This is a genomic window from Micromonospora sp. NPDC005413 (genome assembly GCF_040606435.1).
In the GTDB taxonomy this organism is placed as follows: Bacteria; Actinomycetota; Actinomycetes; order Mycobacteriales; family Micromonosporaceae; genus Micromonospora.
This window is the reverse complement of sequence record NZ_JBEXEV010000030.1, coordinates 59,082-84,140: the sequence shown is the minus strand read 5'-3', so window position 1 is coordinate 84,140 and position 25,059 is coordinate 59,082. Positions and strand designations below refer to the sequence as shown.

The 25,059-nt window shown below is 73.5% G+C and carries 24 protein-coding genes; 15 read left to right on the top strand and 9 right to left on the bottom strand.

The window, feature by feature from the left end:
* Window positions 1-6 precede the first annotated feature (6 nt).
* Window positions 7-1,194, top strand: coding sequence for a low temperature requirement protein A (locus ABZS37_RS25675; protein WP_355172932.1), 1,188 nt, complete (start codon window positions 7-9; stop codon window positions 1,192-1,194).
* A gap of 37 nt (window positions 1,195-1,231) precedes the next feature.
* On the opposite strand, the gene ABZS37_RS25670 is transcribed toward ABZS37_RS25675, so the two are convergent.
* The 4 genes from ABZS37_RS25670 to ABZS37_RS25655 all read right to left on the bottom strand — a co-directional run bounded on the left by ABZS37_RS25670 (window position 1,232) and on the right by ABZS37_RS25655 (window position 4,687).
* On the bottom strand, window positions 1,232-2,143 hold the full coding sequence (locus ABZS37_RS25670) for an SDR family NAD(P)-dependent oxidoreductase (RefSeq protein ID WP_355172930.1): 912 nt from the start codon (window positions 2,141-2,143) through the stop codon (window positions 1,232-1,234).
* Between the two features lie 23 nt (window positions 2,144-2,166).
* The gene (locus tag ABZS37_RS25665) at window positions 2,167-3,675 is read right to left on the bottom strand and encodes an NAD(P)/FAD-dependent oxidoreductase (RefSeq protein WP_355172928.1); all 1,509 of its coding nucleotides are present in this window, start codon (window positions 3,673-3,675) and stop codon (window positions 2,167-2,169) included.
* Between the two features lie 74 nt (window positions 3,676-3,749).
* Window positions 3,750-4,208: a hypothetical protein gene (locus tag ABZS37_RS25660; protein ID WP_355172926.1), complete on the bottom strand. Its 459-nt coding sequence runs from the start codon at window positions 4,206-4,208 to the stop codon at window positions 3,750-3,752.
* Window positions 4,208-4,687 (bottom strand): hypothetical protein, encoded by a 480-nt coding sequence (locus tag ABZS37_RS25655; RefSeq protein ID WP_355172924.1) that lies wholly within the window; start codon window positions 4,685-4,687, stop codon window positions 4,208-4,210. Before ABZS37_RS25655 ends, ABZS37_RS25660 begins: the two co-directional genes overlap by 1 nt.
* A 44-nt stretch (window positions 4,688-4,731) precedes the next feature.
* On the opposite strand from ABZS37_RS25655, the gene ABZS37_RS25650 reads away from it, so the two are divergent.
* The 7 genes from ABZS37_RS25650 to ABZS37_RS25620 all read left to right on the top strand — a co-directional run bounded on the left by ABZS37_RS25650 (window position 4,732) and on the right by ABZS37_RS25620 (window position 13,942).
* The gene (locus ABZS37_RS25650; RefSeq protein WP_355172922.1) at window positions 4,732-5,709 is read left to right on the top strand and encodes a WYL domain-containing protein; all 978 of its coding nucleotides are present in this window, start codon (window positions 4,732-4,734) and stop codon (window positions 5,707-5,709) included.
* 91 nt (window positions 5,710-5,800) lie between these two features.
* Window positions 5,801-6,433 (top strand): ATP-binding cassette domain-containing protein, encoded by a 633-nt coding sequence (locus ABZS37_RS25645; protein WP_355172920.1) that lies wholly within the window; start codon window positions 5,801-5,803, stop codon window positions 6,431-6,433.
* Window positions 6,430-7,707 carry an extracellular solute-binding protein gene (locus ABZS37_RS25640; RefSeq protein WP_355172918.1) on the top strand — a complete coding sequence of 426 codons (1,278 nt, stop codon included), beginning with the start codon at window positions 6,430-6,432 and terminating at the stop codon, window positions 7,705-7,707. The genes ABZS37_RS25645 and ABZS37_RS25640 overlap by 4 nt, the downstream gene beginning before the upstream one ends.
* Window positions 7,704-9,470 carry a hypothetical protein gene (locus ABZS37_RS25635; protein WP_355172916.1) on the top strand — a complete coding sequence of 589 codons (1,767 nt, stop codon included), beginning with the start codon at window positions 7,704-7,706 and terminating at the stop codon, window positions 9,468-9,470. The genes ABZS37_RS25640 and ABZS37_RS25635 overlap by 4 nt, the downstream gene beginning before the upstream one ends.
* Window positions 9,467-11,860 carry a tetratricopeptide repeat protein gene (locus ABZS37_RS25630; protein ID WP_355172914.1) on the top strand — a complete coding sequence of 798 codons (2,394 nt, stop codon included), beginning with the start codon at window positions 9,467-9,469 and terminating at the stop codon, window positions 11,858-11,860. Before ABZS37_RS25635 ends, ABZS37_RS25630 begins: the two co-directional genes overlap by 4 nt.
* A gap of 40 nt (window positions 11,861-11,900) precedes the next feature.
* The gene (locus tag ABZS37_RS25625; RefSeq protein ID WP_355172912.1) at window positions 11,901-12,524 is read left to right on the top strand and encodes an ABC transporter ATP-binding protein; all 624 of its coding nucleotides are present in this window, start codon (window positions 11,901-11,903) and stop codon (window positions 12,522-12,524) included.
* A complete protein-coding gene (locus ABZS37_RS25620) occupies window positions 12,521-13,942 on the top strand; it encodes a DUF6297 family protein (protein ID WP_355172910.1) in 1,422 nt (473 codons plus the stop codon). The genes ABZS37_RS25625 and ABZS37_RS25620 overlap by 4 nt, the downstream gene beginning before the upstream one ends.
* A gap of 6 nt (window positions 13,943-13,948) precedes the next feature.
* Here the strand turns inward: ABZS37_RS25620 and ABZS37_RS25615 are convergent, their stop codons facing one another.
* A complete protein-coding gene (locus ABZS37_RS25615) occupies window positions 13,949-15,442 on the bottom strand; it encodes a PLP-dependent aminotransferase family protein (RefSeq protein ID WP_355172908.1) in 1,494 nt (497 codons plus the stop codon).
* A gap of 62 nt (window positions 15,443-15,504) precedes the next feature.
* Here ABZS37_RS25615 and ABZS37_RS25610 point away from each other — a divergent pair, with 62 nt between their 5' ends.
* Entirely contained in the window at window positions 15,505-16,116 is a 612-nt protein-coding gene (locus ABZS37_RS25610; protein ID WP_355172906.1) for a LysE family translocator, read from the top strand.
* A gap of 7 nt (window positions 16,117-16,123) precedes the next feature.
* Window positions 16,124-16,870, top strand: coding sequence for a phenylalanine--tRNA ligase beta subunit-related protein (locus tag ABZS37_RS25605; protein ID WP_355172904.1), 747 nt, complete (start codon window positions 16,124-16,126; stop codon window positions 16,868-16,870).
* Here ABZS37_RS25605 and ABZS37_RS25600 read toward each other — a convergent pair.
* Entirely contained in the window at window positions 16,837-17,439 is a 603-nt protein-coding gene (locus ABZS37_RS25600; protein WP_355172902.1) for an MBL fold metallo-hydrolase, read from the bottom strand. The two genes, ABZS37_RS25605 and ABZS37_RS25600, sit on opposite strands and share 34 nt — an antisense overlap.
* Window positions 17,440-17,481: 42 nt before the next feature.
* Here ABZS37_RS25600 and ABZS37_RS25595 point away from each other — a divergent pair, with 42 nt between their 5' ends.
* The 4 genes from ABZS37_RS25595 to ABZS37_RS25580 all read left to right on the top strand — a co-directional run bounded on the left by ABZS37_RS25595 (window position 17,482) and on the right by ABZS37_RS25580 (window position 20,974).
* The gene (locus tag ABZS37_RS25595) at window positions 17,482-18,288 is read left to right on the top strand and encodes an SDR family oxidoreductase (RefSeq protein WP_355172900.1); all 807 of its coding nucleotides are present in this window, start codon (window positions 17,482-17,484) and stop codon (window positions 18,286-18,288) included.
* A gap of 311 nt (window positions 18,289-18,599) precedes the next feature.
* The gene (locus tag ABZS37_RS25590) at window positions 18,600-19,691 is read left to right on the top strand and encodes a hypothetical protein (protein WP_355172898.1); all 1,092 of its coding nucleotides are present in this window, start codon (window positions 18,600-18,602) and stop codon (window positions 19,689-19,691) included.
* An 86-nt stretch (window positions 19,692-19,777) separates the two neighbouring features.
* The gene (locus ABZS37_RS25585; protein ID WP_355172896.1) at window positions 19,778-20,665 is read left to right on the top strand and encodes a pentapeptide repeat-containing protein; all 888 of its coding nucleotides are present in this window, start codon (window positions 19,778-19,780) and stop codon (window positions 20,663-20,665) included.
* Window positions 20,666-20,737: 72 nt separating this feature from the next.
* Complete coding sequence (locus ABZS37_RS25580; protein WP_355172894.1) at window positions 20,738-20,974, top strand: preprotein translocase YidC; 237 nt, start codon at window positions 20,738-20,740, stop codon at window positions 20,972-20,974.
* A gap of 7 nt (window positions 20,975-20,981) precedes the next feature.
* On the opposite strand, the gene rnhA is transcribed toward ABZS37_RS25580, so the two are convergent.
* The 3 genes from rnhA to ABZS37_RS25565 form a co-directional block, all read right to left on the bottom strand.
* Complete coding sequence (rnhA, locus tag ABZS37_RS25575) at window positions 20,982-21,458, bottom strand: ribonuclease HI (RefSeq protein WP_354995878.1); 477 nt, start codon at window positions 21,456-21,458, stop codon at window positions 20,982-20,984.
* Between the two features lie 63 nt (window positions 21,459-21,521).
* A complete protein-coding gene (locus ABZS37_RS25570) occupies window positions 21,522-22,787 on the bottom strand; it encodes a lycopene cyclase family protein (RefSeq protein ID WP_355172892.1) in 1,266 nt (421 codons plus the stop codon).
* 60 nt (window positions 22,788-22,847) lie between these two features.
* A complete protein-coding gene (locus ABZS37_RS25565; protein ID WP_355172890.1) occupies window positions 22,848-24,119 on the bottom strand; it encodes an MFS transporter in 1,272 nt (423 codons plus the stop codon).
* Window positions 24,120-24,475: 356 nt separating this feature from the next.
* On the opposite strand from ABZS37_RS25565, the gene ABZS37_RS25560 reads away from it, so the two are divergent.
* Window positions 24,476-24,961 carry a hypothetical protein gene (locus ABZS37_RS25560; RefSeq protein ID WP_354995881.1) on the top strand — a complete coding sequence of 162 codons (486 nt, stop codon included), beginning with the start codon at window positions 24,476-24,478 and terminating at the stop codon, window positions 24,959-24,961.
* Window positions 24,962-25,059 lie beyond the last annotated feature (98 nt).

Below are 25,059 nucleotides of genomic sequence, written 5' to 3'. Positions count from 1 at the left end.
ACTGCGGTGACCCAGCGTCGTGAGGTGCGGCCGTTCTACCGGCCGATGAGGCCTCGTCGCCGCGACGAGCCGCACCGCGCGGCCACCCCGCTGGAACTCTTCTTCGACCTCTGTTTCGTGGTGGCGGTGGCGCAGGCGGCCAGCAGCCTGCACCACGACGTCGCCGAGGGCCACCTCGGCCACGCGGCGACCAGCTACGTCATGGTGTTCTTCGCGATCTGGTGGTCGTGGATGAACTTCACCTGGTTCGCCTCGGCCTACGACACCGACGACGACGTCTACCGGATCACCACCCTGGTGCAGATCTCCGGAGCGTTGATCCTGGCGGCCGGGGTGCCGCGCGCCTTCGCCGACGGCGATTTCACCGTCATCACGTACGGGTACGTGGTGATGCGTCTGGCCGCCGTCGTTCAGTGGAGCCGAGCGGCCGCCGGCGACCCGACGCACCGTGCGGCGGCGCGCCGCTACGCGATCGGCGTGACCGTCGTGCAGCTCGGCTGGCTGCTGCGGCTGTTGCTGCCCGCCGAGTGGGGTGTCGCGTCGTTCGTGCTGCTGGGGCTGGCCGATCTGCTGGTGCCGGCGGTGGCCGAACGCCCCGGCATGACCCCGTGGCACCCCCGGCACATCGCCGAGCGGTACGGGCTGTTCACCCTGATCGTGCTTGGCGAGACGGTCCTGGCCATCTCGGTGGCGATCCAGACCGGGCTCGACGCCGGGGAGCACGGCCTCTGGTCGCTCGCGGCGGCCGGCGCGGTCATCGTGTTCGCGCTCTGGTGGCTCTACTTCGACCGGCCGAACGAGGCGCCCGACCGGCTGCCGTACTCCCTGATCTGGGGCTATGGCCATTACCTGATCTTCGCCGCGGTCGCCGCGGTCGGTGCCGGCCTGGGCGTGTCGGTGGACCTCAAGCGGCACCTCGCGCACGTCTCCGAAATCACCGCGGGGTACGCGGTGGCCGTCCCGATCGCCGTCTTCCTGCTCACGGTCTGGGTGCTGCACGTACGCCAGCAGCAGCACGGCGCGGTGGTCGTGGCCTTCCCGGTCGTCGCGCTGCTGGCGCTGCTCGCGCCGCTCGGCCCGGCCCCGGTCTACGTGCTCGCGGGGCTGCTGGTCGCCCTCGTGGCGGTGACCGTGCTGTTGCGCCGCCGCGACGTCGGGCCGAGCGCGACGGCGGCCCGGACCGCCCCGGCCTGACTACGCGCCGCGCGGAGAGAAGTGACCGGGTAACCGGTCACGCCACCTCACGGGCGGGATCGACGGCGGCGTCGGCGGGGCGTTGCGCGGGCACACCGGGGGCGGGCGGCGCCGGGCGGGCGACGCCCCGGTTGAGGCCGGTGACGAGCAGCCGGTTGTACGAGGCCGGCAGGACCCGGGCCAGCAGATCGGGCACCTTCGCCGACCAGCCGATCAGCACCCGGCCCCGACGCCGCTCGACGCCGCGCAGGATCACCTCGGCGGCCCGTTCCGGCGCGATGGTGAGCAGCTTCTCGAACTGCGCCCGACCGGCGGTGTACTCCTCGATCGACACGCCGCTGCCGATCCTGGCGTTCTCGGTGATGCGGGTGCGGATCCCGCCGGGGTGCACCGAGGTCACCCCGATGCCGTCGTCGACCAGCTCGTGTCGCAGCGCCTCGGTGAGGCCGCGTACGGCGAACTTGCTCGCCGAGTAGGCGGCCTGCCCGGCCGGGGCGATCAGCCCGAACAGGCTGGAGACGTTGACCAGATGCGCACCCGGCTCCGCCTGGAGAGCGGGCAGCAGCGCGTGGGTCAACTGCGCCACGGCCCGGAAGTTGATGTCGATCACCCAGCTGAACTCGTCGAACGTCACCTGGTCGAACCGACCGCCGAGGCCGACACCGGCGTTGTTCACCAGCAACCGGATGCGCGGGTGCCGCTGGCCGATCTCCACGGCCACCCGGGCGATGCCCGCCGCGTCGGCGAGGTCCACCACGTAGGTGTGCACCTGACGGTCCGGGTGGTCGGCGCGGATGGCGGCGACGACCGCGTCCAGCCGCTCGGCGTCGCGGTCCAACAGGACCAGGTTGCTGCCTCGGCTGGCCAGCGCGTGCGCCAGCGCCGCACCGATGCCACTGGCCGCGCCGGTGACCACAGCTGTAGCGCCGGCGAAGTCGAACCTCTGCACGATCGGTGCTCCTCTCCTCGCGGTTACCGACGATCGAATGAGACGGGACGCTGGGGGTTGGCGGACGCGGCCACCTCGCCGACGCGGGAGAACCGCACGCCCTCGTCGGTGAGCCGGCCGTGCCGCATCAGCAGCACGTCGCGGGGGTAGTTCTGGTGCAGCCGCCACGGCGCTCTCGCACCCTGCTTGGGCAGCGCGTCGACGGCACGCAGCACGTAGCTGGAACGCAGGTCGATGAGCGGCACCCGCTCGTCGTCGGGCGGCGGGAGCGGGGTGACGACCTGCTGGCCGGTGCGGTCCAGGTGGCGCAGCAGCCGGCAGACGTAACCGGCGACCAGGTCGGCCTTGAGCGTCCACGAGGCGTTGGTGTAGCCGATGGTCAGCGCGAAGTTCGGCACGCCGGAGAGCATCGTGCCCTTGTAGGCGACGGTGCTCGCGAGGTCGACGTCGGTGCCGTCGACGCGCAGCGTCAGGCCACCGAGGGCGAGCAGGTTGAGGCCTGTCGCGGTGACCACGATGTCGGCGGGCAACTCGTCGCCGGAGGTCAGTCGAACGCCGTGCGCGGTGAACGTGTCGACGGTGTCGGTGACCACCGACGCCGTGCCCTGTTGCACGGCCGTGAACAGGTCACCGTCGGGTGCCACGCAGAGCCGCTGGTCCCACGGGTCGTAGCGGGGCGAGAAGTGCCGGTCGACGTCGTACCCCACCGGGAGCCGGCCACTCGCGGCCCGGCGCAGCATCCGCTTCACCAGGTTGGGCGCACGCCGGCTGAGCTGGAAGTTGACGGTGGACAGCAGCACGTTCTTCCAGCGCACCACCGGATACGCGGCCTTCGCCGGCAGCCAGCGCCGCAGCGCGTCGGCCAGGCGGTCGTGTGAGGGCAACGCCATGACGTACGTGGGTGAGCGCTGGAGCATCGTCACGTGGGCGGCCCGCTGCGCCATGGCCGGCACCAGGGTGACCGCGGTGGCGCCGCTGCCGATCACCACCACCCGCTTGCCGGTGTAATCGAGGTCGTCGGGCCAGTGCTGCGGGTGCACCAGCCGCCCGGCGTACGCCTCGACACCGGGCAGGGGCGGGGTGTAGCCCTCGTCGTAGCGGTAGTAGCCAGAGCACGCGAACAGGAACGAGCAGGTCAGCACCACGGTCTCGGCGGTGTCGGTGCGCTGGGCGTGCACCGTCCAGCGGGCGCTGTCGCTGTGCCACTCGGCGTGCAGCACCCGGTGGCGGAAGCGGATGTGCGGCTGCACGTCGTACTCGCGGGCGGTTTCCCGCACGTACTTCCGGATGGCCGCGCCGTCGGCGATGGCCTTCGGGTCGGTCCACGGCTTGAAGGAGTAGCCGAGGGTGAACATGTCCGAGTCGGACCGGATGCCCGGGTAGCGGAACAGGTCCCAGGTGCCGCCGATGGCGTCGCGCGCCTCCAGCACCGCGAACGTCTTGTCCGGGCAGTCACGGCGCACATGGCAGGCAGCGCCGATGCCGGACAGGCCAGCACCGATGATGAGCACGTCGACGTGGTCGGAGGCCATCGGCGTTCCTCCATCCGGGGCGGTGGACGGACACTAACACCGCGACCGGATGGCGGAAACCACCGCGACAACCCCTAGTCGGAAGCCCGGGTGAAGGTCATGACCCAGTTGGTCTCCCAGGTCTGCTCGCCGTCGGTGGAGAACGCCTGCTCCCAGCGGGCGGTCGTCGCGCTGATGTCCGACCAGATGAACCGGCACCGAACCGGTCGCCCCTCGTGCTGGTCGTCCGCGTAGAAGCGGCCCACCCCGTCGACGAAGCGGCCCACCATCGGCGGCTGCTCCAGCACCCCGCTGTCGCTGTTCATCCAGTAGATCGACCACTCCTGCCGGGCCGGGTCGAAGATCCTGATCGTGGCACCGGAGGAACCCTTGGTCGGGAACGTGATCTCGTCGAAGTGGCCGCCGCCGGCGAAGAAGCCGTGCGCGACCGACACCCCCGGAAACTCCTCCCACTCATCGGAGCCGACCAGCCGCTTGCGCAGCCGCCGGTTCACGACGTTCCAGGTGCCCTTGAAAAAGTCGAAGTCGCCCATCAGTGGCCCACCGGCCCTTCCGCTCGCGTGTCGCGCAGGTAACCGGCCAGGTCGGGGTGCTCCGGCGCCAGCAGGTGCCGCACCCAGGCGGCGCGCTCGTGCTCCAGCACCGCCAACTCCCAGACGCAGCCCACAGCGGGCCGGCGCAGTGCGACGAAGTGTGCCGGATCATCGTCGGGGCAGTCCAGTGCGGGCTGCCCGGCCGCCGCCACGCGCACCTCCAGCGCGTTGTCCCACACCCAGGTGTACGCCAGCAGGTACGCGCCGGTGTCCGCGCCCCGGTGCAGCACCACCCAGCCGGCGGCCGGGGTGCCGTCGTCGGCGACGTCGGCCAGCAGCGCGGGCAGCAGGTCGTACGCGGCCTTCTCCACCTCCGGTTCGATCGGCCGATCCGGCTGGTCGATGTGGTAGCGCTTGAGCTGTCGACCGTCCACCACGATCGGTCCCGGCGTTCTCAGATCCTTGTCGCGAAAAGGCATGCCGGGACGGTACGACCGATCCCCTGACAGCTAGTGTCAGTGAAGTGCGGGCCAGTCGACTTCTCTCCGTCCTGCTGTTGCTCCAGTCGCACGGTCGGCTGACCGCCGCGCAGCTCGCCGAGCGGTTGGCCGTCTCCCCCCGCACCATCTATCGGGACGTGGACTCGCTGCACGCCGCCGGCATTCCGCTGTACGGAGAGGCCGGGCACGCTGGCGGCTACCAACTGGTCGACGGCTGGCGGACCCGACTGACCGGGCTGACCGCCGAGGAGGCCGACCGGCTCTTCCTGGCCGGGCTGCCCGGCCCCGCCGACGAGCTGGGCTACGGCGACGTGGTGGCCGCGCTACAACTCAAGCTGCACGCCGCGCTCCCCGCACCGCTGCGCGACCGGGCGACCCAGCTCCAGCAACGCTTCCACCTGGACACACCCGGCTGGTACGCCGACGGCGACGCCTCCCCCGAGTTGGCCCGGACGGCCGAGGCGGTCTGGCGGCAGCACCGCATCGAGGTGCGCTACCGCAGCTGGAGCGGCGAGGTGACGCGGGTGCTGGAGCCGTACGGCCTGGTGCTCAAGGGTGGCCGGTGGTACGTGGTGGCCGACCAGCCTGGCCGGGGCGCGCCGGCGACCTACCGGGTCAACCAGATCCTCGCGCTGACCCCGCTGACGCAGGAGTTCGACCAACCCGCCGATTTCGACCTGCCGGCCTGGTGGCGGGCGCACGTGGTCCAGTTCCGGGCCCGACTGCACCGCGACGAGGCCACGGTCCGGCTCTCCCCCGGCGGGCGGGAGCGGCTGCGGGAGATCGGCAGCGATCCGGTGGTGACCGCGGTGGACGCCAGCGCCGGGCCACCGGACGCGCGGGGCTGGGTGACCGCGGTGCTGCCGATCGAGTCGCTCACCCATGCCCACGGTGATCTGCTGCGCCTCGGTGCCGACGTCGAGGTGCTGACTCCCGTCGCACTGCGCGAACGCCTGGCCGCCACGGCGGCCGGACTTGCCGCGCTCTACGCCCCAGGTTGAGCCACTCCTGCCTCGCCACAGTGGAGATCGGAGGGACATCGATTGTGGGCGTGGTGTGCCACCCTGGGACGGTCACCAGCAGGCACCGGAGGTGAGGGTCACGCTACGGCTACGCGCACTGGTCGCCGTCCCCGGCACCGGGCCGGTGACCATCGACGTTCCCGCCGGCACACTCGCCGCCCTGGTGGCGCCGCCCCGCTTCGGCACCGCGGTCGCCCGGGTGCTGGCCGGGCTCGCCGCCCCGGTGACCGGCCGCATCCTGGTCGGCGACCGGGACGTCACCGCCCTGCCGCCGCCGCGCCGGCAGATCGGCTACGTGCCCGCCGGTGGCGCTCTGCTCCCCCAACTCACCGTGCGCCGCAACATCGAGTACGGCCAGCGCAAGCGCGAACGGGTGCACGAGGTGGCCGACGACTGGACGACCACGGTGGTCGACCGGCTCGAGTTGGCGCTCTCCCTCACCCTGCTACCGCACCAGATCTCCGCCGCCCAGCGGTTCCGGGTGGCGCTGGCCCGGGCGGCGGCCTGCCTGCCCGAGGTGCTCGTGGTCGACCTGCCGGCCGGTTCGGCGGGCGACAGCCGCCTCGGTGACCTGATGCCTCGGCTCTCCCCACCGGACGCCCCCGGGGTGGCGGTGCTGGTCTGCACCGCCGATCCGGGCACCCTGGCCGAGATTCCGCTGCGACACGAGCTGGTCACCGAGCCGAGCGAGGCGACCCGATGACGACGAGCGTCCGACCGAGTCGGCGTACTTTGCTGCGCGCCGCCGCCGCGGGCGTCACCGCCCTGGCCGCCGGCTGCTCCGGCGGGACCCGGTCGGTGCAGGTCGTGGTGGTGTGGAGCACCAGCGAGTTGGACCGGTTCCGCCAGGTCGTCGCCGGCTACCCCGCCCCGGTGCAGGTGGTCAGCGCCGGCAACGACATCGACGCGTTCCTGCGGGCTCGGCACCTCGCCGGCACCAGCCCGGACGTGGCGATCCTGCCCCGCCCCGGCCTGGTCACCGAGTACGCCCAGCGGGGTTGGCTGAGCCCGGTGCGCCCGTCCGCCGAGTACGCCGTGCCCGACGAGCTGAGCAAGCTGCTGACCACCGAGGGCCAGCGCTACGGCGTCTGGGTGAAGGCGGCCCACAAGTCGCTGGTCTGGCACCTGCCGTCCATGCTGCCCAACCCACCGACCAGCTGGGACGAGCTGGTCGAACGGACCCGGGAGCTCGGCGCGCTCGCTCGGCGCAACGACGGCCCGGCGCCCCTCGCCCTCGGTGCGGCGGACGGCTGGGTGCTCACCGACTGGTTCGAGAACGTCCTGGCCGACGTGGCACCCGAGGGCTACACCACCCTCGCCAGGCCGGACGCGGACTGGCAGGGCAAGCCGGTGCGCGACGCCCTGGACCGGCTCGCCGGGCTCTGGAGCGTCGACGGCGCGTTCCTCGGCGGCGGCCGTCGCGCCCTGCTCACCCAGTACGAGGAGTCGGTGATCCAGGTGGTGCACGCTCGACGGGCGGTGATGCTCGTCGGGGCCGACTTCACCGCTGACGTCGTCGGCCCGTTCCAGCGCGGCCCGGAGGCACCGGCCACGTTCCGGTTCCCGGGCGCCCAACCGGGCGGCGGCCCACTGATCGTCGGCGGGGACGCGGCCGTGGCGTTCGCCGACGCCCGGGGCGGGGTCGAGCTGGTCGAGTGGCTGACCAAGGCCGACTCGTTCCGGCCCTGGCTGCGCGCCGGCGGCTACCTCTCGCCCAACACCAACGTCTCGATCAACAGCTACACCGACAGCGTGGGCCAGCGTCTCGCCGAGGAGATGCGGGCTCCCGGCACGCTGCGTTTCGATCTCTCCGACCAGTTGCCCGGCGCGTTCACCGGCTCCGACGGCGTCGGCATCTGGCGGATCATGCAGGGCTTCTTCGCCGACGTCACCGACGGGGTCCGCGCCGGCGAGGCGATCCGCCGCGCCACCGGTCAGCTCGCCGCGGCGGCCCGCAGCGCGAGTGGCGGCCGATGAGCCGGGTCCAGGTTCTCGGCGAGCTGGCGGTGCTCGACGACGTCGGGCCTCCCCGGCGGGGCCGGGCGTATCCGGCGGCGGGGGCGACCTCGGCGCTGCTGCTGCCGGCTGCGGTGCTGCTCGGCGGGCTGGTGCTGTGGCCGGTGCTCCGCACCATCCACGCCAGCGTCACCACCGACGGCCGCTGGGTCGGCGCTACGCACTTCCGGACCGCGCTCGACGCACCGGACACCGGCGCGGTGGTCGGCCGGACGGTCCTCTGGGCGCTGCTGGTGCCGGCGGTGGTGACGGCACTCGGTTATCTGCTCGCCGCCGCGTCCCGCCGCTCCCAGGAGGGCGGCCTGGTCCGATTGATCCTCCTGGTGCCGGTGGCGCTGCCGTTGGTCGTCACCGGGGTCACCTTCCGGCTGATGTACGACCCGGATCCGAGCCGTGGGCTTGCCACCCTGGTCGCGGCCCGGCTGACCGGCAGCTCGGCCGACGACACGCCACAGCTGCTCGGGCCCGGGCTGGTCACCGTCGCGTTGATGTCGGCGTTCGTCTGGGCCTGGGTGGGATTGGCCGTGCTGGTCTTCCGGTCCGCGCTGGACGCGGTGCCGCCGAGTCTCGCCGACGCGGTCCGCGCCTACGGCGGGGGGCGCCGGCACGTGCTGTGGGATGCGCAGTGGCGGCCACTGCTGCTGCGAACGACCGCCGTGGTCTTCGCGTTGGTGGCGGTCGGCACCAGCCGCACGTTCGACCTGATCCTGGTGATGACCCCCGGCTCGGTCCGCGACGAGGCCTCCGTGCTCGCGCTGCGGATCTGGCAGACGTCGGGCGGCACCACCACCGGCGAGGGCGCCGCGCTCGGCGTGGTGTGGCTGGTGGCGGTCTTCGGCGGGATCATGGTGGCCGCGCTCTTCGTCCGGCAGTCCTGGCCGCCGCCGCGCCCCGAGGCAACCCCGGAGCCCGGTCCCGTCGCCCCTCCCCGACGGCTGTTCCGGCTGCTCGCGGCCGGTGCCGCAATCGCGTGGCTGGTGCCGCTGGTGGTGTTGGTCGCCACGTCGGCACATGGAAGGGTGGACGCCGCCGCGCACGGCTGGTGGTCAGCACCACTGGCTGTCGAGTCCTACCGCGACATCGTCACCGGCACCGAACTGTGGCGGACGCTGGGCTTCACGCTGCTCCTGGCCACCGCGGTGACCGCCACGGTGCTGGTGATCGCGCTGCTGGCCGCGTACCCGCTGGCCTGGTTGACCGGGCCGGCCGCGCAGGCCACCGGGCTGCTGCTGCTGGCGGCCAGCGTCGTTCCGGTCCAGGTCATCGCCGGGCCGGTCAACGAGGTGCTGGGCCTGGTGCTCTCCTCCGGTACGGCCCAGGGCCTGGCCCTGGTGCACGTCGCGTTGGGTGTGCCGTTCGCGGTGCTGGTGCTGCGCAACGCGTTCGCCGACCTGCCCGTCGAGCAGGTACGAGACGCCCGGCTGGGCGGGCGCCGGTGGTGGCACACCCTGCGCCGGTTGGCCCGGCACAACCTGTCCGCGGTCGTGGCGGTCTCCGTGTTGGAGTTCGTCCAGGTCTGGAACGACCTGGTGGTGGGCCGGCTGTTCAGCGGGCCGGAGGCGTCGCCGCTCGGGCCGTTCCTGGCCGAGCAGACCCGCAGCTTCGTGAGCAACAGTGGCGCGCTGGCCGCCAGCTCGGTGCTCGCCTCCGTGCTGCCGGTGGTGCTCGTCGTGCTCTCACGGCGGCACCTGGTCGCCGGGCTCGTCTCCGGGGGCGTCCGGTGACCGGGCCGGGCCGCGCCCGCCGCAGCCCGCGCTGGCCGGCGCTGGTCGGGATCGGCGGATTGGTGGGCGGCGTCCTCGCCAACCTGGCCAGCAACCTGGCCAGCAACCTGCTCTCCGAGCTGGCGGCCAGCGTGCTCGGGCCGGCGAGCATCGCCCTTGCCGTCGTCGGCGGCCTCGGCTTCGTCGGCTACGTGGTGTACGAGGTACGCCGCCGCCGGGCCGGCCGGGAGGCCGACCCCGAACCAACGGATGTGCTCACCACGCCGACCGCCGGGGCGCCGACCCTGCCCTACACGGCCGAGTTCACCGGTCGTGGCGAGCACGTCGAGGCGGTCCTCGGGCTGCTCGCCCGGGAGCACGCGGTGGCGGTCCTGGGCCGTCGCGCGGTGGGCACCTCCGCCTGCGCCGTGCAGGCCGCCAACCGGTGCCGGGAGGACTTCCCGGACGGGCAGTACTACCTGGACCTGCGGCGGCGGGGCCGACCCCGCTCGGCCCGGCAGGTGCTCACCGCGCTGGCCCGGATCCTGGGCACCGCGCCGCCGGCGTCCGGCCGGCCGGATGCGCTCGCCGCCGCCGCCGACGCGTTGCGCGGTCAGCTCGACGGTCGCAGGATCCTGCTGGTACTGGACAACGTCGACCGTCCCGACCAGGTCCGACCGCTGCTGCCACCCACCGCACGCACCTGCCGCCTGCTGCTCGCCGGAGGCCCGGCGCTGGTCGGCCTGGACGGTGTGGTCGCGCACTGGATCGCCGAACCGGGCACGTCCGAGGCGGTGGAGCTGTTCGCGACCGCGGGCGGGGCCGCGCCCGCCGCCCGGGTCCGCCGTGCCGACCCGCGCACCGACCCGGCGGTACGCGAGATCGTCGACCTCTGCGGGCGGCAGCCGCGTACCGTCCGCGCGCTCGGCTACCGCACCGCGCAGCACGGCTGGCGGCACTCCGACGTGCTGGACGCGCTGCGCCGCGCGGTGCAGACGCCACCGCACCAGCGGCTCGCCATCTCGCCAGCGGCCCGTCTGGTCACCGAACGGGACATCGCCTACTGGGCGTTGACCCGCCAGGCCCGACGGTTGTACAGGGTGATGTCGCTGGTCCCCGCTCCCGTGGACCGGCCGACCATCGCCGCGCTCGCCGGGCGGCACCTCGACCTGGTAACCGCGCTGCTCGACCAGTTGGCCGCCGCGGCGTTCGTGGTGGGCGCGCCCGGCGACCGGTTCGAGGTCCGACCGCTGCTCGCCGGCAGTGCCCGACTGCATCTGCGGGACGCGGATCCGGCCCGGGCCCGGGTCGCCGCACAGGCCCGGCTGACGCGGCACCTGGCCCGCCGGGCGGAACGGCACGCGGCCAACCTGGCCGTGCTCGGATCCCCACCGGACCGAGAGTGGTCGCTGCCACTGGACGACGATCCGTACGCCTGGTTCGACCTGCACCAGGAGCTGCTGCTGGCGGTGGTGCGGGTCCCGGCCGGCGCGGCCGAGACCCTGCCCCGCCGGGTACGCCGGTGGTGGTTCCGGCTGGCCGTGGCACTGTGCGGATGGCTGGCGTACGTCGAGCGGCTCGACGAGTGGGAGCAGGTCTGCCGCACCGTGCTGGCCACCCCGACCGCCGACGACCGACCGGAGATCGCCGGGTGGGCGCACAACGAGCTGGGTGTGCTTCGCCGGCGCCGGCACGACCCGCAGGGCGCGGCGGCCGCGCTCACCCTCGCGGTGAACGAACGCGGGCGCGGAGGCACCGCCCAGGCTCGGTTGAACCTCGGCCTGGCCCTGCTCGACCTGGGGCAGCTCGATGACGCGGTGGAGCACCTCGAGATGTCCCGGCGGCACCGCTCCGGGGCCGACCGCGCCGGGCACGCCCTCACCGACCTGGGCCTCGGTGCGGCGCAGCTGGCCCGGGGCGAGCTGGACACCGCGCACCACCACCTGGTGCGGGCGGCAAACACCTTCCGGTCGGTGGGTGACCCGCGCGGGTACGCGGCGGCGCTGACCAACCTGGTGCTGGTTCACGCGGCGCTCGGCGAGCACCTGGACGCCGCACAGGCGTGGCGGGCCGCGCTTCGCGAGTACGAGTCGATCAACGACCCGACCAGCCGGGCGACGGCACTGCTCAACGCCGGGGCGACACTGTTGAGCAGCACGCCCGGTCAGGCGCGTACGGCGTACGAGCTGCTGGCCGAGAGCCGCCGACTGCGCGAAGAGACACGGCCCACCGCGGGGTTGGCGCGTACCCTGCTGTACCTGGGTGACGCTTCCGCCGCGCTGGGCGACCGAGCCGACGCACGGCGGCACTGGGCGGACGCGGCGGCGGTGGCCGAGGAGGTCGCCGACAATCAGGCGCTTCGCGCCGCCGACGCCCGACTTGAGGACAACGCCACCGACCGCGTGACGTAGGTCGCGCAGGTTGGCCGCTGGCACGGGTCTGGGAGACTCTGTGATCGTGGATGCGCTCTCGGTACGGGGACTTAGCCGCAACTTCGGCAACCTGGTCGTGCTCGACGACGTGAGCTTCACGCTCCAGGCGGGCCGGATCGCGGTGGTGCTGGGCCCCAACGGCAGCGGCAAGACCACCCTGCTGCGGTGTGTCGTCGGCGCCGACCGGCCGGACGCGGGCGAGGTGCGGGTGCAGGGCCTCCGGGCCGACGAGACCGACCCTCAGGTGCGGGCGCTGGTGGCGGCCGCCCTGGACGACATCGACTTCTTCCCCGACCTGTCCGTGGTCGAGCACCTGGAGCTGGTCGCGTATGCCCACGGGGGTAACGCCGAGCCGGTCGAGGAGGTCCTCGCCGAGCTGGGTCTGGAGCCGGCCCGCGACCAGCTGCCGGTGACCCTGTCCAGCGGGCAGCGTCGCCGGCTGGCGCTGGCGTCGTGTTTCGTGCGGCCACGCCGGGTGTTGATCCTGGACGAACCGGAGCAGCGGCTGGACGTGCGCGGCCGGCAATGGCTGGCCGACCGGCTGCGCCGGGAACGGGACGCCGGCACCGCCGTGCTGCTGGCCTCGCACGACCCGGAGCTGATCGACGCGGTGGTCGACGAGCGCATCGAGATCGGCCGGTGACCGCCCCGACGGCCACGATCGCCGACGCGCCGACCGGGGTGCCCACCGCCCGACAACTGCGTACGCACCTGCGCCGGGCCCGCAGCCGACACCACGACCACTCCCTCGGCGACGTGCTGGGCGATGCGTACGTCATGGTCCTGTTCGTGGGCATGTACGGCTGGTTCGCGATCAGCGCCAGCCGCGACCTGCTGGATTCCCCCACGGTGGGGCAGGCCGAGCCGGGTGTGCGGTGGTGGTTGGCGGTGGCCGCGCTGCTGGCCGGCGCCGGGCTCGCCTGGCGTGGCCTGCGTGCGCTCGGCCCTCTGCTGGTCACCCCGGCCACGCAGAGCTGGGCGACCAGCGCGCCGGTCGACCGGCGGGCCTGGCTGGCGCCACGCTTCGCCATCCTGCTGGTGGGCGCCGCCGCCGGCACCGCGGCGCTCGGGGTGGCCGTGGCGGCGCTCGGCGGTGTCAGCGACCCGGCTGCCCTGGGCTGGGCGGCCGCGGCCGGCGCGGGGTGGGGTGCGGCCGCGCTGGCGCTCAGCGTCGTGGCCCAGAGCAGCCGTTCGGGCCGACGGTGGCCGACCCTGGCCGGGGCGGCGCCGATGCTGGCAGCGGCCGTCATCACCGCCCTGGTGGTGCTCGTCGGTCGCCTGGGCGACGGGCTGCCCCGGCCGGCGGCGACGCCGACCATCGCGCTGTTCGCCGTCGCGGTGCCCCTCGCGGTCGTGGGCACGATCCTGGCGGTACGCGCCCTGCCCCGGGTCGACCGGGCCACGCTGACCACCGGCGCCCAGTTCGCCAACGCCGCCGCCACGGCCACGATCCTGCTGGACCCGAGCCTGCTCGCCAGCCTGGTGGAGAGCCGGCGCTGGCGCCGGATCGGCCGGGTTCGCAGCAGCCGGTTCCTGCCCGGCCCCGCCTGGTGGGCGCTGCTGCAGGCCGACGTACGCCGACTGCGCCGCCACCCGAGCGCCGTGCTGATCTGGGCGGCGCTGATCGGAGTCCAGTACGCTGCCGCGCTCGCCCTGCCCGGGCTGGCCGGGGCGGCGCAGGTGGTGTTCGCCTACCTCGCCGTCGACCGGTTGACCGGTGGTCTGCGATCGGTCAGCCGCTCACCCGGGCTACGTCGGGCGCTCGGCGGCAGCGACACCGTGCTGCGCGGCATCCACGTGGTGGTGCCGGCGGTCGGGGCGGCCCTGTGGTGGTTGCTGACCCTGCCGACCGTCGACCCGGGGCCGGCCTGGCTGGCGCCGACGCTGGCGCTCGGAGTGGTGCTCGCCGCGTTTCGGGCCGGCACCCGCCCGCCGATCGACTACGGCGGCGCGACGGTCAACACGCCGTTCGGGATGGTCCCGGTCGACCTGCTGCGCCAGGGCTCACGCGGGCCGGCGCTGCTCGCCGTCCTGGTCCTCGTCCAGCTGTTCCTGGGCTGACCGCGCTCAGCCGCCCGGGGCACGTCGTCGCGGGTGGCGGAGCACGGCGGCGATCTCGGCGACGCCGTCCTCGATCTCGGTGACCGTACGGGCCGCGTAGCCGAGCACGAGGCCCGATCGGTACGGGCGCTGGCAGTGCCAGGAGAGCGGCTGCACCTTGACGCCCCGCGCCAGCGCCGCGGCGGCCAGGTCGGTGTCCGGCATGACCTCGTCCAACGTGATCATCAGGTGCAGCCCGGCGGCGGCGCCGTGCACCGTCGCGGTCGGCAGTTCCCGGGCGAGCGCGGCGATCATCGCGTCCCGTCGACGGATGTGCCGGCGGCGGAGCAGCCGCAGATGCCTCTCGAAGGCGCCGGAGGTCATCAGCTCCGCCAGCACCAGTTGCGGCAGGACAGCGTTGCCCAGGTCGGCGTTGCGCTTGGCGGCCACCACCGCCTCCCGCAGTCGCGGCGGCACGAGCAGCCAGCCGACCCGCAGCGCGGGGGCGAGCAGTTTGGAGACGCTGCCGGCGTAGCAGACCTGCTCGGGCAACAGGCCACGCAGCGCCGGCACCGGGGGACGGTCGTAGCGGTGCTCGGCGTCGTAGTCGTCCTCGATGATCAGGCCGCCGGCCCGCGCCCAGGCGATGAGCTGGCGGCGACGGTCGCCGTCGAGCACCACGCCGGTCGGGAACTGGTGCGCGGGGGTGAGCATCACGGCGGGTACGCCACTGGCGGCCAGCTCGTCGACCCGCAGCCCGGCGTCGTCCACGGTGATCGGCGGGGTGTCCATCCGCCAGTTGTTCAGGTGCTGCCGCACGCCGAGCGACCCCGGGTCCTCGACCGCGATCCGGTCGATGCCGGCTGCGGCGAATGCCTGGGCGAGCAGCCCGAGCGCCTGGGAGACGCCGGCCACGATGATCACCTCGACGGGGTCGACGCTGATGCCGCGGTTGCGGGCCAACCAGGCGGCGACGGCCTGTCGCAGCGCGGGCGCACCACACGGGTCGCCGTAGCCGAGGTCGGCCGCGGCGAGGCGGCGCAGCACGGTCCGTTCGGCGCGCAGCCAGTCCGCGCGGGGAAAGGCGGTCAGGTCGGGTACGCCGGGCGTCAGGTCGATCGTCGCGCTCGCCGCGCGTACCGCCTCGAAGATGTCGGTGCCTGGTGCCGGCGTGAAGAGCGCGACCGGTGCCGGCGCGGCGCTCGGAGCGGGTGTGGGCGCGGCCGGCGCGGCGACGACCACCGTTCCGGCCCGCCCCCGACCGGTGACGTGCCCCTCCTCGGTCAGGCGTTGGTACGCCTCGGTGACCACGCCCCGGGAGACACCGAGGTCGGCGGCGAGCACCCGGGTCGGGGGCAGCCGACCACCGATCGGCACCCGCCCCTCGGCGATGGCCTGCCGCAGCCGGTCGGTCAGCCAGTCGGCACGCCCGCCCGGCGACGCGTCGGCGATGGTCAGGTGCAGAAAGTCGGACCCGGCCGTTATGGACCTCTCAGGTGCCGTTGGTTTGGCTCTGCCCATCGGGCCATTGTGGCAGCAGAGTGAGCAGGAGCCAGACCTGCCAACTCCGCCGGAGGACGATCGTGACCATTCCGTTCCTGATCACCACGCTGATCGTGGTGGTCACCCCCGGCACCGGGGTGATCTTCACCCTCTCCGCCGGCCTGTCCCGGGGTGCCCGAGCCGGGGTGCTGGCCGCGTTCGCCTGCACGCTGGCGACGCTGCCGCACCTGCTGGCGGCGATGACCGGGCTGGCCGCGCTGTTGCAGACGAGCGCCGCGGCGTTCGAAACCGTCCGGTACCTCGGCGTCGGCTACCTGCTCTACCTGGCCTGGTCCATCGCGCGGGATCGCAGCGCCTTCGCGGTGACGACCGACAGCCCGCCCCACTCGGCGATCCGGGTGATCGTCTCCGGGGTGCTGGTCAACCTGCTGAATCCGAAGCCGACGCTGTTCTTCGTCGCGTTCCTGCCGCAGTTCGTGGACACCGCCGCGCCGGGCTCGACCCGGGCGATGCTCGCCTACGGCGGGGTGTTCATGCTGCTCACCTTCGTGGTGTTCAGCGGCTACGGCGTCTTCGCGGCCCGGATCCGCGACCGGGTGCTGACCCGGCCCCGGGTCACCGACTGGCTGCGCCGATCCGCCGCCGGCACGTTCGTCGCGCTCGGCGTGACGCTCGCCCTCACCGAACGATAGGAACACCGTGCAGTTCGAACATTCGACACAGCTTCGCGACGCGTACCCCGATCTGGTCGCCGGTGTGGTGCAGGTTTCCGGGATCACCGCCACCGCTGACGTGGCGGGACGCACGGCCGGCTATGTCGCCGAGGCCCGGCGGCGGCTGGCCGGCGGGGCCGAGAGCGGGTTCCCGGAGATCCAGGCCTGGCGGCGGGCGTACGCGGCCATGGGGTTGCGGCCCACGAAGTACCGGTGCGCCGCCGAGGCACTGCTGCGCCGGCTGCGCCTGGACGGCGATCTGCCTCGCGTGCACCCGCTGGTCGACCTCTGCAACGCCGTCTCGGCCGCCCACGCCATCCCGGTCGCGGTGCTCGACCTGGACCGGGTCGACGGCGACCTGGTGGTCCGGCCGGCACACGGCGACGAGGTCTACCTGAGCTTCGCCGGAGACACCGAACATCCCGACCCGGGCGAGGTGACCTTCACCGACTCCGCCGGGCGGGCGCACGCCCGGCGTTGGACGAACCGGCAGAGCGGCTGGTCCGCCGTGCGGGCCGGCACCTCGTCGGTGCTGATCGTCGCCGAGGCGCTGCACGCGGGGGCCGAGCCGGCCGTGACCCGGCTGGTCGCCAGCCTGGTCACGGAGCTGACCGACGGGTGGTCCGTCCCGACAGCCGCCGCGGTGCTCACCGCCGCCGCACCCCGTTTCCGCACCCCGACGACCGGCGGCGACAGCGGTCAGGCGGTGTCGCCCGGAACGAGGTGGCGGTAGCCGGGGATCGTCTCGGCGAACCAACCGGCGACACTGGCCAGGCCACGCTCGTTGAGCTGCGCGTCGTGGATCGGGTACGCCGCCGCCGCGCCCACGGCTCTGGCGAACCGGATCGCCTCGTCGAGGCGCAGCCAGGACCCCTGGGCCGGGACGAGCAGGGTGTGCACCGGCTCGTCCGGCACGTGCAGTGAGTCGCCCGGGTGATAGAGCTGGTCGCCGATCAGGTAGCCCAGGTTGGGGCAGTCGGGCTGTCCCTCGTGGATCGCGGCGTGCCGGCCGCCGTGCGCGCTGACCGCGATGCCGGCCGCCGTGAAGCGCTGCCCCGCCCGGACCCGGGTCACCGGCAGCGGGGCGAGATCCGGCAGTCGGGCGCCCTCGGGGGCGTACACGGGGACGCCGAGGCGCGCGAGCCGCAACACGTCCACGTGGTCGGTGTGCTCGTGGGTGACCAGCACTGCGTCCGCACCCACCAGGGCACGCGGCTCGCTCCACGTCCCCGGGTCGACGACCAACACCCCGCCGTCGTGCTCGACGCGCACGCACGAGTGGGTGAATCGGGTGATCCGCATCCGGCGACGGTACGCCGCGCCCGGTCGGGGTACTGCACCCGCATGCCCCAGCGATACGCGAACTACCCGAGGATCGCCGTGGTCACCGGCGCGGATTCCGGCATCGGCAAGGCCTGTGCGGTCGCCCTGGCCGAGGCCGGCTTCGAGATCGGCATCACCTGGTACGGCGACCCCGATGGTGCCGACCGGACGGCCACCGAGGTCCGCGCCACCGGTCGGCGCTGCGAGGTCGCCGAGGTGGACCTGACCCGGCTGCCGGACGCGGCCACAGTGGTGGACGAGCTCGCCGACCGGCTGGGCGGCATCGGGGTGCTGGTCAACAACGCTGGTACCGGCGCCTCTACGCCGTTCGTCGACACCGGGTGGGAGCAGTGGCGCGAGGTGCTGTCGGTCGACCTGGACGCGCCGTTTTTGTGTGCGCAGCGGGCCGCGCGACGGATGCGGGCCACCGGTGCCGGCGGGCGAATCATCAACATCACCAGCGTGCACGAGCACGCGCCCCGGGTGGGCGCCGCCGCGTACTGCGCCGCCAAGGGCGGGCTGGGCCTGCTGACCCGGGTGATGGCGCAGGAGTTGGCCCCCGACGGGATCACCGTCAACGCCGTCGCCCCGGGCGAGATCGCCACGCCGATGACCGGTCAGGAGGACGTCGACCCGTTCACCCAGGAGCGGCCCGGCGTGCCGGTGGGGCGGCCGGGCGACGCCCGGGAGGTCGCGGCCGTTGTCGCGTTGCTCGCCTCCCCCGCCGCCAGCTACGTCACCGGGGCGTCCTGGCCGGTCGACGGCGGCATGCTGCTGATGGGCCCGCAGGCCAACTCCCTGACGTCGAACGACTGGCGTTCGGTCTGAGCGCCGGTCAGTCCTGCCGGGCCGCGGACGGTGGTGGTAGTAGGCGCGGATGCGCTGAATCCGCCACAGGTCCAACGAGTTCTCCACTGTCGTCTCGACCAGCCGCAGAAAGGTCAGCGCCCCGATGATCACCAGGGTCGGCAGCACCGCCCCCAGATAGGGCCGGACCAGCTTGTCGTTGCTGGCCACGAAGCCGAGCCCGATCCCGACGGTCGCGAACGGGACAGCGAGCGGCAAAGCGGGCACGTATCCTCCGCATTCCGGTGATCAGCGGGCGGCGGTGGGGTCGGCCGACGGCGAAAGGGGACCGGATGCCCGAGTGGGCTGGTCGGGGTGGCCGGCAACGACGCGCCTTCGTCGTCGGTGGGGCCTTGCTCGGGATCGCCGTGGTCATGCTGCTGGCCGCCTGGCGCAGCACCGGCTTCCTCAGCGACCTGCTGCTCAACCTCGGTGCCAGCGTGGTGCTCGCGGCCATCTCGTACGTCATCTTCGACCCGCTGTTCGAGGAGGCCCGCAAGGCTCGGGTGCAGGAGCACCTGAGCTTCGACCAGCAGGCGTTCGTGGCGCGGCTGCACCGCTCCGGTCGCCGGGTGCGCATCCTCGACACCTGGACGATCCTGCTGGAGCAGCGGCACCGCGAGGAGACCCTGACCGCGGTACGGGCGGCGCTCGCCCACGGCGCCCAGGTGCAGTTGCTCCTGCTCGACCCGGACTGCACCGCCGCCCAGCAGCGCTCCGAGGAGCTGGAGCGGCAGCGGGTGGACGTGCCCCGGCAGATCCGCAGCAACCTGCGCCACCTGGCCGCCTTCTCCGACGCGCTCGACCCCCGGCTGCGACACCGGTTGCAGGTTCGGCTCTACGACGCGTCCCCGTCGATCCAGCTCTACCAGTGGGACGGGCGGGCGCTGATCTCGTTCTTCCCGATCGGGAAGCTGTCGTTCAACGTGCCCCAGCTCGAGGTGGACATGGACAGCCCGTGGGGCGGGTTCGTGCACGCCCGGTTCGAGGAGCTGTGGGAGCACGAGCAGGCCACCCTGGACCTGGAGCAGTACTGGTCAGTCACGGTCACGCTGCGCCACGACGACTCGGACGTGGTCGAGGTGCGGGTGCCCTACGTGACGGTGGACGGGCAGCACTACGTCGACTGCCGCGGGTTCCGGGTGACCGGGCCGCTGACCGTGCGAGCCGTGCTGCCACCCCGCGCACCCGGGGCGACCCCTGCGGTGTTCGCGCTGGCGGAGCCGGCCGACGGGGACCGCACCCCGACCGCCGTCGTGACACGGCACTTCGACCAGAAGTACGGGCACGGCGACGGGGAGCGGGAGATCCGTCGTCTGGTGCCGCCACCGGTAGGTTCCCGTACCCCGGCGCCTCGCTCGGCCGGTGACGCGCACGGACGGTGACCCCCGGCCCGCCGGGTCGGGTCGACGCGCGGGACAATGGTGGCCACCGCGAGCCGTCGCGCCCGAGCGCCAGGAGGACCACCCCCTTGTCGATCAGCCCCGCACCGCCGCCCGGGTCGGCGCAGCTACGCGCCGACTGCGAGCGCTGCTTCGGGCTGTGCTGCGTGGTGCCCGCGTTCGCCCGGTCGGCGGACTTCGCCATCGACAAGCCGGCCGGTCAGCCCTGCCCCAACCTGCGCCCCGATCACCGCTGCGGCATCCACACCGAGCTGCGGCAACGCGGGTTCCCCGGCTGTACGGTGTTCGACTGCTTCGGTGCCGGTCAGCAGGTCGCCCAGGTCACCTTCGGCGGGCGGGACTGGCGGGACGCGCCGGAGACGCTGCCGGCCATGGCCGAGGCGTTCGCCGTGCTGCGACCGCTGCACGAACTGCTCTGGTACCTCACCGAGGCGGTGGCGTTACGGCCGCCGGCCGACCTTCGTCACGAGCTGGAGCGCGCCCGCACCGACATCGCCGCGCTCACCGAGGGCGACCCCACGCGCCTACGCGCGGTGGACGTCGTCGCACATCGCGACCGGTTCAACCCCCTGTTGTCCCGGGTCAGCGACGCGGCCCGCTCTCCAGGGGGCGCCGACCACCGGGGCGCCCCACTGCTCGGTGCGGACCTGCGCGGCGCCGACCTACGCCGGGCCAACCTGCGCGGGGCGCTACTGATCGGCGCCGACCTCCGTGGCACCGACCTGAGTCTGGCCGACCTCACGGGCGCGGACCTGCGCGGCGCCGACCTCAGGGGTGCGGACCTGCGGACCACTCTCTTCCTGCACCAGGCCCAGCTGGACGCCGCCCGGGGTGACGTACGTACCGGGTTGCCGACGACGCTCACCCGGCCAACGCACTGGACGGCGCTGCCGCTCACCCCGGTCCGCCAGCCGTCACGGTCCAACTCCCCCGCCCGCCGGAGCCGGCGCCGCTGAGCGCGAGGTTTCGGCCACGACGACGCCGGGTAGCCAGCGCCGACGCGGACCGGCATCGACGGGGGGCACGGCGTGGGCTACCGAAAGCGCGACGGTGAGCTGCCGGGCGACCCGCAGCACAGCGAGGACGAGGCCGGCCAGGTCCCGTTGGTGCAGGTCGAGGCGGACACCAAGGTCCCGCCCCCGGACGACACCGATGTGCCGCCGGACATCGTGACCGAGGACAACAGTTCGGGTATGACCGGCGGATCCTCCGGCAGCAGCGGCGGCGGGTCGAGCATGCCCGGGCATCCGGACGCGACCCGCTGACGCGGGCTCAGCGCGAGGTCAGCGCAGCCGCCCGAGCCTCGGTCATGCCCTTGTTGGCCAGGCCGTCGGCCCGCTCGTTCTCCGGGTGCCCGTTGTGCCCCTTGACCCACAGCCAGGTGACCTCGTGCCGCTCGCAGGCCGCTTCCAGGCGCTGCCACAGGTCGGCGTTCTTCACCGGCTGCTTCGCGGCGGTCAGCCAACCGTTGCGCTTCCAGGACGCCAGCCAACTGGTGATGCCGTTGCGTACGTAGGTGCTGTCGGTGTGCAGCTCCACGGTGATCGGCCGGTTCAGGCTCTCCAGCGCCTGGATGGCCGCCATCAGCTCCATCCGGTTGTTGGTGGTGGGCGTGGCCTCGCCACCGCACAACTCCCGCTCGTGGTCGCCGTAGCGCAGCAACGCACCCCAGCCGCCCGGCCCGGGGTTGCCACTGCACGCCCCGTCGGTCCAGATCTGTACGCCTCTGCCGGCCGCCGCGTCCACCATGCCCGGCAACCTACCGGGCGGTGACCGCGTACTCCCCGCTCGGGGGGCCGCCGCGCCGCACCGTCAACCGGGTGGTGCGCCACCGCCCGGTGCGGAGCCGGCCGTCGGGGCGCCGACGACGGCGGCCGGGATGGCCGGCACGGGCCGGGTGGGGCGCAGCCGGTCGCGGACGCGGTGCGCCGCGTCACCAGCGGTGGCGGCGATCATCGGCAGCAGCCGGGTGGAGTTCATGATCGCGACCTCCTCGGCCGGGGTGGTGACGCCGTCGAGGAAGCGCAGCACCCGCTCGGCCGGGTTGCGGTCGAAGAGCCGGTCGAAGAACTCCGGGCCGCCCACCCCACCCCGGTCCAGGGCGCGCAGCGCCACCGCGTCCATCCAGCGGTGCCGGCGCGGGTACGCCGCCGCGGGCACCGGCGGTTGACCGGCGGCGAGGGCGCGGGCCACCTGGTCGGCCTGGCGGTACATGGCGGAGAAGGTGAAGCCGGTGGAGGGGCGGGTCGCGCCGCCGGCCGTGCCGAGGCGGACCACCCGGGGTGAGGGTCGGGCCGGGAACGGCGCGTCGGTCATCGGGATCACCCCGTTCTCCACCTCACGCACCCGCAGCCCGGCCGGATCCAGCCCGAGCAGGTCCCGGTAGCCGGCCAGCGCCGCGTCGTACCCGGCGTCGGTGAGCAGGCCCGGCGAGAACTCGGTGTATTCGACCAGGGCGTAACGGTCGCTCACCGGCAGCACGTACCCGAAGGAGACGCCTCGGGACGGCTGCGGGGTGCGGAAGTCCATCAGCACCGCGCGCGCCGGGTCGAACGTCGGCCGGTCGGCCTCCAGCCACCAGCCGCGGAAGTGCTGCAACCAGGTGGTCCGCCCGGGTCTCGCCGGTGGGCGGGGGCGGGAGTCGAGCACCCAGCCGGCCCGTACGGTGCGCCCGTCGCCGGTACGCACCAGCACACGGGTGCCATCGTCGGTCACCGTCTCGGCCGGCGCGACGATCCGGGTGGCGTCCAGCCGGCGCACGGCTTCGGCCGCCCGGTCGTAGACCGGGCCGGAGCGGAGCATGGCGTACCGGAGCGGGGTCAGGTCCAGGACACGGCGCCGGGACGGCGTGGCCACCTCGACCTGCTGCCAGCTCGCGCTGAGCAGCGGGTCCAGGTCGGTGTCCGGGTGACCCCAGAACGCCCAGGTGCGGTCCTGACCGCGCCGGCGCACCGGGTCGACGATGGCGATCCGCAGGTCGCGGACGCCGTGCCGGTCCAGCGCGGCGAGCAGCAACGACGCGGCGCCGCCGCCACCGAGCAGCGCGAGGTCGACGTCGAGCGGCGCGGATGTGGTCACCGCATCACGCTGCCACACCGCCCACGGGCGTCGCGCGCCGCCACCCGACGCGGCGCATGGTCAGCTCGCCGGGGCGGGCTCGGGTATGGCCGGCGGCGGGTCGGCGTAGGCGCGGGCCACCACCGCGCGGTTGAAGACCCGCCAGGTGGCGGCGGAGACGCCGATCGCCACCGCGAGCCCGACCCAGTACGGAGCGGTGATGCCGAACCGGGCGGCGAGCAGCCCGCCGAGCAGTGCGCCGACGCAGTTGCCGCCGGCCGCCACGAAGAGCGTGGTGCTGGCCACGCGGCCCTGCAACGCCGGTGGGGTGAGCCGTTGGCGCAGCGAGTTCGCCACGATGTTCCACAGTGCGCTGTGCACACCGAAGGCGAAGAGCGCGACCCCGACCACGACAGTGCTGCGGGACCCGGCCAACGCCAGGTGCAGCCCCGCCTCGATCAGCAGGCCGATCCGGATCGTCCAGGTGGGGCTGATCCAGGCGATGAGCCGATCGCCGAGGAGCGCGCCGAGCACCCCGCCGCAGGCCATGCAGGTGAAGAGCAGCCCGTAGCCGACGGACCCGAGTCGTAGCCGCTCCTCGGCGAGCAGCACCAGCACCGCCAGCGCGGCGGTCAGGGTCACGTTGAGCAGGCCGATCAGCACTGCCATCGTCCGGAGCAACCGCTGGTGGGCCAGCCAGCGCAGCCCTTCGACGATCTCCCCGCGCATCGAGCGGGTCCGAGTGGTGTGCGCGTCGGTGGCAGCGGCCCGGAAGTCGCCGCCGATCAGTGCCACCAGCACCGCGCTGAGGGCGTACGTGACGGCGTTGACCACGAACGGGCTGCCCGCCGAGAGCACGAACAGGAAACCGCCCAGCGGCCCGGCGAGCATGCCGTGCATGAGGGTGGTGCCCCCGCCGAGCCAGCCGTTGGCGCGCTCCAGACGGTGTCGGGGCACCACCGTCGGCAGCATGGCCTGGCTGGCCGAGCGGAACACGATCTCACCGGTGTTGACCACGAACAGCACCACGTACAGCAGCGCCACCCCGGCGGTCCCGGTCACGATCGCCGCAGCCAGCACGGCCAGCGCCACCACCCGCACGAGATCGATGATGATCATCAGTCGGCGCCGGTCCATCCGGTCGACCAGCACACCGCCGGGCAGGGCGAAGAGCAACCAGGGCAGCCAGGCCACCGCGGACGCCGCGGCCACCACGAGCGGGTCGTCGGTACGCGACGCGACGAAGAGCGGCGCGGCGACGGTGGCCAGGCCGCTGCCCAGGGCGGAGAGGGTGCTGGCCGCCCACAGCCAGGCGAACCCTGTTCCCAGGCCGGCGACCCTTTCCTGTTTCACGGGCACGGAACCTACCAGCGTCTCCCCTGGCCGCACCGCGATTTATCTCGCCGGCAGAAGCCCGTGAGCAGGCGGCGCATTTCCGCCGTCGTCGGCAATACCTCACCATCGGCCCAGCGGCGACAGCCCGGCCGGAGGAGACATCGACCGGAGCACCGGTGCCGGTCGGGCCGTCGGGGCCTTTCCGCAGCTCGCCCCGCCTTCGGGTGGACACGTGACGGCAACGAGGATTTCTCATTTTCACCTGATCGTGGACCCAACCCACCTAGTGTTGGGCACACCGGTGCTAGTCACGGAGTTGGCCACCCGAACGACGTCCCACGCAGTCAGCGGACGAAATGTGAGGGAAGACGCGTATGAAGGTCTCAACAGCACTCTGCTCGGCGGCGCTCGGCGTGGGCCTCGGCACGCTCCTGCTGCCAGGCGCCGCACTGGCCGACACCACCGTGTCACCGGCCACCACCCCGGTCGGTGGGACCGTCGTGCTCACCGCGACGACCTGCAACCCGAAGTCGGGAGACGCCATCTTCCGGGTCACCGGCCCCAACCGCGACCAGAACGTCCGATCCACCACGGCCGCGGCCGGCGGCGGACTGAGCGCCGAACTCTTCACCGCCGGGTTCACCCTGGGTACGTACACGGTGGCGGCGACCTGCGGCGACGGCAGCTCGGCCGGCAGCGCCACGTTCGCCGTCACCCCGATCGGCGGCGCACCGGCCGGCTCCGGCGGCGACAGCCGCGACACCGGCGCTCTGGCCGCTGGCGGCACGCTGCTCGGCACCGCCGTCGCCGGCGCGGTGATCCTGATCCGCCGGCGCCGTCCGGTGTCCACTGTCGCCTGATCGGCGACCGCTCCATCCCTGAGGACGGGTGCCCGCGCCGGTGACACCGGCGCGGGCACCCGGACGATCCCGTACGGAGGTGCCCACGTGTGGTGGCG